Annotated in this window: 11 protein-coding genes; 5 read left to right on the top strand and 6 right to left on the bottom strand. The window is 67.7% G+C overall.

The window, feature by feature from the left end; translation table 11 throughout:
• The first annotated feature begins 68 nt into the window (after positions 1–68).
• From A5764_RS04980 to A5764_RS04970, 3 genes are all read left to right on the top strand, one after another.
• On the top strand, positions 69–2,456 hold the full coding sequence (locus A5764_RS04980) for a lysylphosphatidylglycerol synthase transmembrane domain-containing protein (protein WP_067109502.1): 2,388 nt from the start codon (positions 69–71) through the stop codon (positions 2,454–2,456).
• A gap of 291 nt (positions 2,457–2,747) precedes the next feature.
• On the top strand, positions 2,748–3,422 hold the full coding sequence (locus tag A5764_RS04975; protein ID WP_067109499.1) for an LpqN/LpqT family lipoprotein: 675 nt from the start codon (positions 2,748–2,750) through the stop codon (positions 3,420–3,422).
• 73 nt (positions 3,423–3,495) lie between these two features.
• Positions 3,496–3,981: a hypothetical protein gene (locus tag A5764_RS04970; RefSeq protein ID WP_067109496.1), complete on the top strand. Its 486-nt coding sequence runs from the start codon at positions 3,496–3,498 to the stop codon at positions 3,979–3,981.
• A 33-nt stretch (positions 3,982–4,014) separates the two neighbouring features.
• Here A5764_RS04970 and A5764_RS04965 read toward each other — a convergent pair whose 3' ends face one another.
• From A5764_RS04965 to galT, 3 genes are read right to left on the bottom strand one after another with little or no spacing between them, the layout of a single operon-like run.
• Positions 4,015–4,770 carry a Mut7-C RNAse domain-containing protein gene (locus A5764_RS04965; protein WP_067109493.1) on the bottom strand — a complete coding sequence of 252 codons (756 nt, stop codon included), beginning with the start codon at positions 4,768–4,770 and terminating at the stop codon, positions 4,015–4,017.
• Positions 4,767–5,858 (bottom strand): galactokinase, encoded by a 1,092-nt coding sequence (locus tag A5764_RS04960; protein ID WP_067109490.1) that lies wholly within the window; start codon positions 5,856–5,858, stop codon positions 4,767–4,769. The genes A5764_RS04965 and A5764_RS04960 overlap by 4 nt, the downstream gene beginning before the upstream one ends.
• Positions 5,855–6,937, bottom strand: coding sequence for a galactose-1-phosphate uridylyltransferase (gene galT / locus A5764_RS04955; RefSeq protein ID WP_369807275.1), 1,083 nt, complete (start codon positions 6,935–6,937; stop codon positions 5,855–5,857). The genes A5764_RS04960 and galT overlap by 4 nt, the downstream gene beginning before the upstream one ends.
• Positions 6,938–7,054: 117 nt before the next feature.
• Between galT and A5764_RS04950 the strand changes: the two genes are divergently transcribed.
• A complete protein-coding gene (locus tag A5764_RS04950; protein WP_067109671.1) occupies positions 7,055–9,274 on the top strand; it encodes an FUSC family protein in 2,220 nt (739 codons plus the stop codon).
• A 2-nt stretch (positions 9,275–9,276) separates the two neighbouring features.
• On the opposite strand, the gene A5764_RS04945 is transcribed toward A5764_RS04950, so the two are convergent.
• Positions 9,277–9,645, bottom strand: a complete 369-nt coding sequence (locus tag A5764_RS04945) for a hypothetical protein (RefSeq protein WP_156664506.1) — start codon at positions 9,643–9,645, stop codon at positions 9,277–9,279.
• Between the two features lie 136 nt (positions 9,646–9,781).
• Entirely contained in the window at positions 9,782–10,231 is a 450-nt protein-coding gene (locus A5764_RS04940; RefSeq protein WP_067109482.1) for a DUF5994 family protein, read from the bottom strand.
• Between the two features lie 288 nt (positions 10,232–10,519).
• Between A5764_RS04940 and A5764_RS04935 the strand changes: the two genes are divergently transcribed.
• Positions 10,520–11,413, top strand: coding sequence for an NYN domain-containing protein (locus tag A5764_RS04935; protein ID WP_067109479.1), 894 nt, complete (start codon positions 10,520–10,522; stop codon positions 11,411–11,413).
• Between the two features lie 574 nt (positions 11,414–11,987).
• Here the strand turns inward: A5764_RS04935 and A5764_RS04930 are convergent.
• The coding region (locus tag A5764_RS04930) for an HNH endonuclease signature motif containing protein (RefSeq protein WP_156664505.1) at positions 11,988–12,775 on the bottom strand (788 nt) is incomplete at its 5' end.

The following is a 12,775-nucleotide window of genomic DNA, read 5'->3' as shown; positions in this document are numbered from 1 at the left end:
TCCGGTTAAGTTGTCGGCGGGCCCGCCGACGGCGCGGCCCGATCGGAAGGATCTGAAAAAGGATCGCCATGCGAGTCGACGGGCGCGAAATCAGCGTTTCGGGCAACTTGCTGCAACCGCTGACCCGGCGGACCAACGACATCCTGCGGCTCGCCGCGTCCGTGGTGTTCTTCGCGATCGTGATCGCCGGTTCGCTGATCACCCGCCCCCAGTGGGTCGCGCTGGAGCGGTCGATATCGGAGATCGTCGGGGTGCTGACCCCCACCCAGTCCGATCTCGTGTACCTGGTGTACGGCATCTTGATACTGGCGCTGCCGTTCGCGATCCTCATCGGTCTGATCGTCGCCCGGCAATGGAAGCTGCTCGGCGCCTACGCGGCCGCCGGGGTCTTGGCGGTGTTTCCGCTCTCGATCGGCGGCAACGGTTTCGCGGCGCCCCGATGGCATTTCGACCTGACGGATCGGCCGCAAACTCTGTTGGCTCAGATCCTGGACGACCCGCGGTGGATCGCGATGCTCGCGGCGGTGCTGACCGTGTCGGGCCCATGGCTGCCCGCGCGCTGGCGGCACTGGTGGTGGGCGCTGCTGCTGGCCTTCGTGCCGATCCACCTGTTCATCAGCGCGATAGTCCCGGCGCGCTCCTTGCTCGGCCTCGCGGTGGGCTGGTTCGTCGGCGCGCTCGTGGTCCTGGTCGTCGGCACTCCCGCGCTCGAGGTGCCGCTGGATGGCGCGGTGCGCGCGCTGGGCAAGCGCGGATGCCTGGTTTCCCGGTTGCAGGTGGTCCGGCCCGCCGGGCCCGGGCCGCTCGTTCTGTCGGCCGCGTGCGCGGATTCCGATTCGGCCCCCGACGAGGCCCTGATCGAGTTGTACGGCCCGCATCAGCGCAGCGGCGGCGCATTGCTTCAGGTGTGGCGGAAGCTTCGGCTGCGGGCCAGGGAGACCGCGCCCCTGGTGGCGTCGATGCGCCGCGTCGTCGAGCATCGCGCGCTGATGGCCATCGCCGTCGGTGACCTGGGCCTGGCCAATACGTCGACGATCGCCGTCGCGCCCCTGGAGCGGGGATGGATGTTGTACTCGCACAAGCCTATTCGGGGGACTCCTCTCGATCAATGCGCGGCGACGACGCCGGTCGGCTGCGCGTGGGAATCGCTGCGAATCCTCAACGACCACCAGATCTCCCACGGCGACCTGCGCGTCCACGCCATCACGGTCGACGACGGCAGGGTGCTGTTCGGCGGCTTCGGCAGCGCCGAGTACGGCGCCACCGACACCCAACTCCAATCCGACATCGCCCAGCTCCTGGTGACCACGTCGGCGCTGTATGACGCGGAGTCCGCGGTGACCGCCGCGATCGAGGCGTTCGGCAAAGACACCGTCCTGACCGCCTCCCGCCGCCTCACGAAATCGGCGGTGCGCAAATCGGTTCGGAAGTCCATCACCGATGCCGGTGCCGTCATCTCCGGCACTCGCGCGGAGGTGAAGCGGCAAACCGGTGCCGATCAGATCAAGACGGAAACGATCACCCGGTTCACCCGCAGGCAGCTCATCCAACTGGTGCTGCTCGTCGCGCTGGTCTACGTCGCGTATCCGTTCATCAGCACCGTGCCTACCTTCTTTGCTCAATTGAGCAGGGCGAACTGGTGGTGGGCACTGCTGGGCCTAGTGATATCGGCGCTCACATATGTGGGCGCGGCGGCGGCGTTGTGGGCGAGCGCCGACGAATCGGTGAGCTTCTGGAGGCTATCAATCGCCCAGGCCGCCAACACTTTTGCCGCTACGACCACGCCGGCCGGGGTGGGCGGGCTCGCGCTCAGCACTCGATACTTGCAGAAGGGGGGAGGGCTGTCCGCGGTGCGAGCCACCACTGCGGTGGCGCTGCAGCAATCCGTACAAGTGATCATGCACCTTGTGCTGCTGATCTTGTTCAGTACCGTCGCGGGCGCCTCGATGGACCTCAAGCACTTCGTCCCGGATGCCACCGTCCTGTACCTGATCGCGGGTGTGGCGCTGGGCATCGTCGGCGCATTTCTGTTCGTGCCCAGGCTGCGGCGCTGGCTGGCGACGGACCTGCGCCCGAGGCTAAAAGAGGTATCCGGCGACCTCCTGCAGGTCGCCCGCGAACCGAAACGATTGGGGCTGATCGTACTCGGCTGCGCCGGAACGACTCTCGGCGCCGCCTTGGCGCTGTGGTCCAGCGTGGAAGCCTTCGGCGGCGGCGCGACCTTCGTCACGTGCACGGTGGTAACGATGGTCGGCGGCACGTTGGCCTCGGCCGCGCCGACACCCGGTGGTGTGGGCGCCGTCGAGGCCGCGCTGATCGGTGGTCTGGCGGCCTTCGGTGTGCCCGCGGCCGTCGGGGTGCCGTCGGTCCTGCTGTATCGGGTGCTGACCTGCTGGCTGCCCGTGTTCGCCGGCTGGCCGGTGATGCGGTGGCTGACGGAGAACGAGATGATCTGACGGGTCAGGACTCGTGGGGCGGGGCGCGACGACGACCAAAACCACTGACCGCCGGACGCTTTCGCCGATAGCGGTGGTCAAGGACACCAGGTAGTACTCCGCGGGCACCGCGATGGGGACCCTTCGCGACCGCATAGCTGTCTCTTACTGCATGACCGTAACTCCGCGCGGCGTTTCGGACGATCCGACGGCTTCCGGGGTTCTGCTAGCAACATTTGGCATCGGCGTGGGCTAGTCTCAATCCGGCGTCGCTGGCGCTGGCACCGGCCCCATCTTCGGGAGATTTGATTGATGAAACACTTTACGGCAGCAACCATTACCGTGGCGCTCGGTTTGGCGCTGGCGGGTTGCGGCTCCGACAACAAGACATCGCCTTCGACCTCGACATCCACCTCCACATCGACGTCCACCTCGACGACGGTGTCGACCACCAGTGCGACACCCGGCGCGCAGGCCGGGCCCACGATCGCCGACTACATCCGCGACAGCCACATCACCGAAACTCCCATCCGCCACGGGGATCCCGGTCCGAACGTCGATCTGCCGGTGCCCGCGGGTTGGCAGCTCAACCAGAACTCCAAGACGTCGTATGGCGGCATCGTCTTCTCCCAGCCCTCGAATCCGGCGGATCCGCCGACCATCTCGGCGCTGTACTCGAAGCTCACCGGTGACGTCGACCAGGCGAAGCTCATCCAGTACGCCCCCAACGAGATCCTCGGCCTGCCCGGCTACCAGGGTTCGGGTAACGGCCGCGCTTCCACGCTCGGCGGATTCCAGGCCTGGCAGATCAAGGGCACGTACCAGAGGGACGGCAACACGCGGACCGTGGCGCAGAAGACGGTCGTGATCCCCAGCCAGGGCGCGGTCTTCGTGCTCCAGCTCAACGCCGACTCGCTGCAGAGCGACGAGGGTCCGCTGATGGACGCCGCCAACATCATCGACGACCAGACAACGATCACCCCTTAACTCCCCGTGTCCTTCGGGCGCCGCGGCGGGAAAACGCTAGGCCGCGGCGCCCGCTTGGCCTTACGGTGTTGTGATGGCAGAACAGTCGCACGCAATCGACGTCGGGCACCCGCCCTCGGCCCTCCTACGCATCGTCAACCCGGTGTTGGGGTTCCTGCTGCGCACCCCGCTCGCCGGCCCGGCGCGCAAGCAGCTGATGGTGGTGAGCTTCACCGGGCGAAAGACGGGGCGACCGTTCACAATTCCGGTGAGCGCGCACGTCGTCGACAATGAGCTTTATGCGCTCACCGGGGCGCCCTGGAAGCAGAACTTTCGCGGCGGCGCGCCCGCGCAGGTGGTCTACGACGGCAAGACCACCGCTATGCGCGGCGAGCTCATCCGCGACCGCGCCGTCGTGTCCGAGCTGTACCACCGCTGCGTGGAATCCTACGGCGCGCAGCGCGCGCAGCGCATGATCGGGTTGAAGTTCCGCGACCAGCGGATACCCACCCGCGACGAGTTCGCCGAGGCCGTCGACCGGTTGCACCTCGGGGCCGTCCGGTTGACCCCGGCGCAGTAGGACGCTGCGCGAAATTGGTTGTGCCCCATTCGATCACAGTTGATTGCGGAGTCTCTCGACGAGACCGACCAGCCTGGCGTGGTGTGACCCCGCCCAATAGATCCGCCCGCACTCGGTGCAGCGGCTGAACTCCTCGTAGTGCTGGCGGGTCAACGGCTCCAGCTGGTTCAGCACCTGCCGTTTGTCGACCGCCGCCAACGCGCCGTTGCACCGCACGCACCGCGTGAACGGCGCCAACCGCTCACGCAGGTCCAGGCGTTTGATCACCTCGACGGTCTGCTCCTCGGGGTTTTGTGAGTGCACGAACAGGCCGTGGGTGATGGCGCGGCGCTTCAACAGGCCCCGGTCGCGGGTCAACAGGATCCGCTGCTGGTCCAGGCTGATGCCGGCCAGGGTCACGTCCTCCGCGCCACTTGACCACCACACGTCAAAGCCGAGCAATCGAAGTAGCCGGGCGAGCCGGCCCAGGTTCACGTCCACGACGAACCGCGGGTCGCGGAGAGGAACCGGCCGCAGCCCGGCCGTCGACCCGACGTCCAGCGCCTCGAACATCGGGTAGGCGGCGATGCGGTCGCCGGCGCTCGGGCGGTGGCCGAATCCCCGCGAATCCCCGTTTACCAGGATGAGGTCGACCTCGGTATGCGGAATGCCCATCGCCTCCAGCACGTCCTTGACCGTCTGGTGACCCCGGAACGGACGGCGCACCGTCACACCCCGTGACTCGGCCGGCAGGAAGTCGTTGAGTTCGGCGTATGCCCGAACTTCGACGTAGCCGGCGGGCTCGTTCACCCCACCGGTCCCGCGCCCGCGCCCGCGCGGGTGGGGGTGATGATCGGCCGGGGATGACCCGCGGCGAGCACCGTGCGTCGTACCGTTTCCACGACGGCGTCCGCCCGACTGTCCGGAACCAACGCGATCACACAGCCGCCGAAGCCGCCGCCTGTCATCCGTGCGCCCAGGGCGCCGGCACGCACCGCGGTATCGACGATCAGGTCGAGGTGCTCGGTGGTGATTTCGAAATCGTCGCGCATGGAAACGTGTGACGCGGTCAAGATGTGACCGGCTTCAACAAAGTCCGAATCGCGCAATGCGGCAACGAAATCCAGTACCCTGCCGTTTTCGGTGAGAACATGGCGGGCGCGGCGGGCATCGATGGTGCTGGCGACCGCGTCCATCTCCGCGCGACCGCGATCCCAGACGTCACGCAACGATGACGCCTGCAAATCGGCGGCCGCGCGCTCACACGATTTGCGGCGCGCTGCGTACTCGCCGCCGGCGTGCTGATGGCGGGCCCGGGAGTCGATCAGCAGCAGCACGATGCCGCTAGCTTCGGGGTCGAACGCCACCGGCACGACGCTGAGCTCGCGGAAGTCGATCAGCAGAGCCGTCGACCGTTCCCCGAACAGCGCTGCCAGCTGGTCGAGCAATCCCGTTGGGGCGCCGACATACTCGTTTTCGGCCCGCTGGGCCAGCCGCGCCTGCTCTTTTGCGTCGATGCGCATTCCGGAGGCCGCCGCGATCGCGCCCAGTACCGCGCATTCCAGCGCGGCCGAGGAGGACAGCCCCGACCCCATCTCCACGTCGCTGGTGATCGACATGGTGCCGCCGGGCACCGGCTGGCCGGTTTGGCCCAGCGCCCACACCACCCCGGCCACATAGGCGGCCCAGCCGGTCACCTGGCCGGGAACGGTGCCGAGCGGAAACCGCACCGCGTCGTGCGCGCGCGTGCTGTACACGGTGATCGCGTCGCCGCCGTCGGGGGTAAAGGCGACCACGGTGCGCTGCGGCAGCGCGATCGGCAGCGCGAAACCCAGGTTGTAGTCGGTGTGTTCGCCGATCAGGTTGATTCGCCCCGGAGCTGAGTACCGGACGGTCATGAGAGTTCTCGCAATCGCCGGGCCACGCTTTCGGGCGTGACGTCGCTGATAAACGCGTCCATCGCCGATTCCGACGCCGCCAAATACTTGAGCTTGGTTGCGCTGCGCCGGATCGACATCAACTCGACGTGGAAGTAGCCGTCGGCCTGGGCGCCGGTGGGGGCGAACTGGTGCAGCGCCGAAATGTACGGTAACGGAGCCGAATACATCCGGTCGAACCGTCCAAGCACGTCGAGATAGATCTCCGCGAACCCGTCCAGTTCGTCGTCGCGAAGTTCGATCAGATTGTGCACGAACCTGTTCGGGTAGATGTGCACCTCCACCGGCCACCGCGCCGCGAACGGCACGAAGGCCGTGAACAGCTCGGTCCGCGCGATCACGCGGGCGCCGTCGGCGACCTCGCGCGCCAGCAGGTCGGCAAAGAGGTTGCCGCCGTGGCGACTTCGATGCTCGCGCGCCTGGCCCAGCATCGCTGCCGTGCGCGGCGTCAGATAAGGGTAGCCGTAGATCTGGCCGTGCGGATGCGTCAGCGTCACCCCAATTTCCTCGCCGCGGTTTTCGAAGCAGAACACCTGCTCGACACCGGACGCGGCCATCAGGTCCGCGGTGCGATGCCGCCACGCCTCGACGACCAGGCGGGCGTGCGCCGGCTTCAAATCCGCGAACGACCCGGAGTGGTCGCTGGAAAAGCAGATCACCTCGCAGCGGCCGAAGCCCGGGGCGGACACAAAGTCGGCACCGGAACCCACGGGTGGCAGTTCACCCGCGCCGTACAGGCTCGGAAATCGATTCTCGAAGACCACCACGTCGTAATCGACGGCGGGCACCTCGCTGGTCAGCCCGGTCGGGCCGGGACAGAGCGGGCACTGGTCGGCGGGCGGCTTGTAGGTGCGGTCCTGGCGCAGCGCCGCAACGATCACCCACTGCCCCGTCGACCGGTCATACCGCAGCTGCGACTGGTCGGGGTCACGCCCGGGCAGCGGCCTGCGGTCCGGGACCGGCGCCGGACACTGGCCGGGCAACGCGAAGAACAGAATCTCGCGGCCATCGGCCAGCGTTGCCCGCGTCGGCGCTGTCACGACGTCGAACACTAGCTTGGCCGGTGCGCCGAGCCTAGGCGAGAAGGGCACGATGGGAAGATCGTCCAGCGGAAGAGGGGGTCACGGGTGGCGGCCGCCGAGGTGCTCAAGGCGTCGATGATGGCGCTGTACGAACGCGCCCGAAACTGGTGGATCGGCTCGGATCCCGGGCTGCTGCGGCTGCGGATGGCCACTCGGACGACGACCGCGCTGGGCTGTTCCCTGCTGATCATGTTCGTCGTGACCAGGCTGGCGCACCAGCCGCTGACCGTGGCGCTTTTGGGCGTCGTGATCACCATGGTCGCGGCCCGATCGGTCAACGAGCCGGATCCGCGCCGGCAGCGGACCACGATGGCGCTGCTGCCCCTGCCCGGCGCGGTGTCCATCACCCTCGCCTCGCTGCTGGCACCGCACGCGATCGCCAGCGACGCCATCTTCGTGGTGATCGTGTTCGCCGCGGTGTACGCCCGCCGCTTCGGGCCGCGCGGAAGGGCGCTGGGCATGGTCGCGTTCATGTCCTATTTCTTCACCCTGTACCTGCGGGCCAGCGTTTCGGAGTTGCCGTGGATGCTGGCGGCGTTGCTGGTCGGCACGGTGTGCACGTTCGTCATGTCCGCCTACGTGCTGCCCGACCATCCCGAACGCGTGCTGGGCGCCACCGTTCGCGCGCTGCGGGCACGCATGGCCATCGTCGTCGACACCGCCGCCGACGCCGTGCGCACGGGCCGCCTCGACGAGCGGCGACGCCGCCACATGCGGGCCCGCGCCATCCGGCTCAACGAGACCGCGCTGATGGTGCAAAGCCAGATCGAAGACAAGGCCGACCCCGCCATCCTCTGGCCGGGGGTGACCAGCGGACAACTGTCCCCATGGCTGTTCGACGCCGAGCTCGCCATCGAATGGGTCGCCACCGCGGGCCGGCGGGCGGCGGCCATCGCCGCGGAAACACCGGGTGCCATCGTGCCCGCCACGCGCGCCGAACTCGTCGGGGCGCTGACACAGCTGGCGCGGGCGATCCGCCTTCCGGACGCCGGCGGGCTGCGGCTGGCCGCCAGCCAGGCGCAACGGATTCTCGACCGGCCGTCGACCGCCACCACCGAGGAGGGCCAAACGGCGGTGCGCCGGCTCGCCCTGGCGATCATCGACGCCGCGGCGGCGACCGCGGAGGTCCGCGCGATCGTCGAGGGCGCCGCCGCCGGAACACCCGTCGCGGTGCCGGTGGCCGACACCCCACCGGCGGCATCCGACGGGTCGGACGCCGGGGGCGAGCAACAGGGCGAAGGCCTGCGGCCGACGACCCGGCAAGCCATCCAGGTGTCGGTCGCCGCATCGTTGGCCATCGTGACCGGCGAGCTGGTGTCCCCGGCGCGGTGGTATTGGGCGGTGATCGCGGCATTCGTGATCTTCGCCGGCACCAACTCGTGGGGCGAGACCTTGACCAAGGGGTGGCAGCGCCTGCTCGGCACCCTGCTCGGAGTGCCGTGCGGGGTGCTCGTGGCGACCCTGTTCACCGGCAACAAGACGGCCTCGCTCGTCGCGATCTTCGTATGCCTGTTCTGCGCCTTCTATTTCATGACGGTCACCTACAGCCTGATGACCTTCTGGATCACCACGACGCTGGCGTTGCTGTACGGCCTGCTCGGCCAGTTCTCGTTCGGGGTGCTGATGCTGCGGATCGAAGAGACCGCGATCGGTGCCGTCATCGGCGTGGCCGTGGCCATCCTCGTGCTGCCGACCAACACCCGAACGACCATCCAGCGCGACACCCGCACCTTCTTGACCACCCTGTCCGAGCTGATCGAGATCTCGACCGCCACCATGTTCGGCGGTGACGAGACCGGCAGCCCGACCGAGCAGGCGCGGCAACTGGACCGGGCGCTGCAGCAGTTCCGCGTCAGCGCCAAGCCGCTGTTGGCGGGGGTCGCCGGCCTGGCCAGCCGGCGAAGCATTCGACGGGGCTTGCGGATCTTCAGCGCCTGCGATCGTTACGGCCGCAGCTTGGCTCGCAGCAGCGAGCAGTACCAGGACCCGGCGGGGGCGGAAGAGCTGGCCAGCGCCTTCATGGCGGCCGCCGCGCAGACCCGACGCAACATCGACGCGTTGCTCGCCATCATCGACGGTGACGCCGGGGTGACGATCAACTCCGCAACCGACGAGCTCGACGCCGCCGAGTGCCAGGCGCGACATCGAGACCGCGACGGCGAACCGCGACCCGACACCCGGCGATTCCTCACCGCGGTGCACGCGCTGCGCCAGATCGAACGGGCGATCGTCACCGCGGCCACCAACCTTGGCGCGCGCGACGGCCTGAAGGTGCCCAGCCCGGCCGCGAGCTGAAGCTAACCGGCGGGCCACCGCTCCTTTCGCAGGATGTCAGTCAGCCTGATAATCGCCACCCCCAGCATCCCCTGCACCTCGGGCCGCTGATCCGGTGGCAGATTGTTGACGTCGTTCTGCACGATGGTGACCTGCTGCTGCAGCCCGGCAATGCGCTGATTGCGCTGCGCCGGGGTGAGCCCGTCCCACTGGTCGTCCAGTTCGGAGATCTGCCGCAGCAGCTCTTGGACTTCCGACTTGGGGTCGGACTGCAGGGCGGGCGGCGGCCGCAGCGGGTAGACGTGGGTCACCGCCGGCTGTGCCGTCACCTCGGCGTGTGCGGGGCTAGCCGTCAGGAGGGCGCCGGCCATCAGCCCGGCCGTCGCTACCACGATGAGTATCCTTGGTGCGCACCCAATTCCGTGTGGCGTCATGGTTTGCAGATTGCCGCAAACCGCTTGCCGGATTTTCGCCAAATCCTTGCGAAATTCTTGCGCTCATCGACGACCGCCGCTCCGCTGCGGGCTCCTAGACGGGCGTCTCCGGCGCAAGCAGGCCGTCGGTCGTCGTGGCATCGTCTCGCTTCGACGCTGCCATCAGCGCTTCGTGCGCGCGGTCCGGCTCGGTCCCCGGTGGTATCACCAGCAGGACGACTTGTTTGCCGCTCGCGCCGCGGAGTTCGACCGTGTTGACCGGCTGCCGGTAATAGCCGGCGAGTCGCACCACGTGTCGGTCGATCCGCAGTTTCTTCGGGGCCGTCGCCCATTCGTTGAGGTTGTAGATCACCCGGTCAATCGCGCCGAGTCGCACGGACAGCACCGCCAGCAGATCCGGGAGCTCCATGACGAGGTCGTTGCCGTGCGGCCACCAGGCCCCGTCCACATACCCGCTGGTGTCGGGCGCTTTGGGCTTCAGGCGCAGGCGCGGCGTGTTCTCAGGCGGTGTTTGTTTCCAGCCGGCGCCTCGTTGTAGCGTCATGCGACGCTCCCGTCCTTTGGCCGCGAACCGGCCAAATCATTCGAGTCGACGATGACGCAATCTCGAGATGGTCGCGCGCGACAGACCGCCGATGTTATGGATCCTACTCGAACGTCGTTCAGGCGCCAGCCAGAACCGGCGCCCGCGCCAGCCCTACTGCAAGGCAAAGGTTTTCGCGGGTAAGGACGCAGGATTCCGTTCGGCATGGTGGTCGCCGCCGCTGGGATGGGACGACGCGCGATGCGAGCCCGGTGACGATCCGGATTGGCATCAGAGAAGATTGAGCGCATGACCGAACCAATTGCGCCGCGCGTGGCGGTCTACCTCGACTTCGACAACATCGTGATCTCGCGGTACGACCAGATGAACGGGCGGAACTCGTTCCAGCGCGACAAGGCCAAGGGGCTGGACAAGTATCCGGACCGGCAGGCCCGAGCCATCGTCGACGTCGGCGCGGTCCTCGACTTCGCGTCGTCCTTCGGAACGCTGGTGCTTACCCGCGCCTATGCGGACTGGTCGGCGGACGTCAACGCCGGCTACCGTGGCCAGCTGGTGGCCCGCGCGGTGGATCTGGTGCAGCTGTTCCCGGCGGCGGCCTATGGCAAGAACGGCGCCGACATCCGGCTGGCCGTCGACACGGTCGAGGACATGTTCCGGCTACCCGACCTGACCCACGTGGTGATCGTGGCGGGCGATTCCGACTACATTCCGTTGGCGCAGCGCTGCAAGCGGCTGGGCCGGTATGTGGTCGGCATCGGGGTGGCCGGTGCGTCGAGCCGGGCGCTGGCGGCCGCCTGCGACGAGTTCGTCATCTACGACGCGCTGCCGGGTGTTCCGGTGTTCGAGCCCGAACCGGCGCCGGCCGGCGCGGAGTCGGCCCCGCCGAAGCGACGGACGGGCCGCACCAAGGCCGCCGAACCCGAGGAGCCGGAGACACCAGACCCGCAGGCCGCCGCCACCGCGCTGCTGACCCGCGCGCTGCAGATCGGCCTGGAGAAAGACGACGTCGACTGGCTGCACAACTCCGCGGTCAAGGCGCAGATGAAGCGGATGGATCCGTCGTTCAGCGAGAAGTCTTTGGGTTTCCGGTCTTTCAGCGATTTCCTGCGTTCGCGCTCCGATGTCGTTGAGCTGGACGAGACTTCGACGACGCGGATGGTGCGGCTGCGCGCGCAGAAATGAACGGGCCGCAACGTTTATGGTGCACAGTCGATATCGTCGACGCTCCGGCAGCGCTACCATGTAGCGGACGAAAATCGTCGCAGCGCCGCAGCCCGCCGGGACCGCGTCGAAATCACCCTCGAGGGGCGTCGGCCATGACCGTTGGCGGCTTGCATTACCGCTCGGGCGTCAACGTCGCCAGGCGCAAGATCGCCGAAGCGCTCAGCGTCCTCGCCATCGGGTGGCGAACCCGCGCACTGCCGGCTCGTGGCCACATGGAAGCCGTTCGTCAGACTGGGCGGGGCCAAGACCTTGCCCATCGAATTCGACCTTGGCCGACTGTCGCCAACCGCTGCCCTGCAGAAGTCCGGCGTTGCGTTCTACGAGCCACGAAAGAGGAGTTCGGTCACTTTATCCGGCGCCTCCTCCCCAATCACGTTTGAAAGCACCGATCTGCGACGCACTGCGTTTGAAAACTAAGACCCCAAGTGCTGCAGAAGTCCTCGTGTAGCCCGACTGGCTCAAATTAGTGCGTAGGTCAGCGGGGATATCACGAATTTCTCTATGCCTCAACCCGTTTGGCTGGATAACCGACCTAGTTGTTTGTCGGTGGTGGCTGCGGCTGGAACGGTTCATACCACCACCAGTCGGCGCGCTCGCCGGTGGGCCCGGGCCACGGGGGAACAGCCGGCGGGGCAAGGTTGGGCGGACGCGCGAGCGATCCCGCGCCCAGCCGTCGACCGGCGCTGTCGGTGACAATCAGATCGTCGCCGCATCCGGCGATGGTGATGAGGCCCCGGTGGTGCAACCGATGGTGATACGGACACACCAACACCAGGTTGAACAACTCCGTGGGGCCGCCGTCTTCCCAATGCCGGATGTGGTGGGCGTGCAGACCACGGCTGGCACCACAACCGGGCACCGCGCACGTGCGATGGCGATGCTCGAGCGCGCGCCGCAGCCGCCGGTTGATCACCCGCGTCGCGCGCCCAGCACCGATCACCTCGCCGTCGCGTTCAAACCAGACCTCACACGTGGCATCACACGTCAGGTATTGGCGTGCGGCCTCGCTGAGCAGCGGACCCAGATGCAACGCCGCAGCGCGCCGCTCCACATCGACATGCACCACCACCGTGGTCTGAGCCCCGTGCGGCCGACGAGCCACCTCGGCATCCCAGCCCGCCTCCACCAAGCGCAAAAACGCCTCCACAGTGCCCGGCAACGGCGGGCGCTGCTCTGAGGCGCGCTCCCCATCGCCGTGATCCTGCTTCCACTGGGCCACCAGCGCCTCACGATGCGACGCCAGCGCCGCGTCGAACTTCGCCGCCTCCTCATGGGGAAGTCTGATCCGCCAACAACTGGACTGCTCATCACACGTCTTGC

Origin of the sequence: Mycobacterium sp. 852002-51057_SCH5723018, assembly GCF_001667035.1 — a bacterium.
Taxonomy (GTDB): domain Bacteria; phylum Actinomycetota; class Actinomycetes; order Mycobacteriales; family Mycobacteriaceae; genus Mycobacterium.
This window is presented reverse-complemented; position numbering and strand designations above follow the sequence as displayed.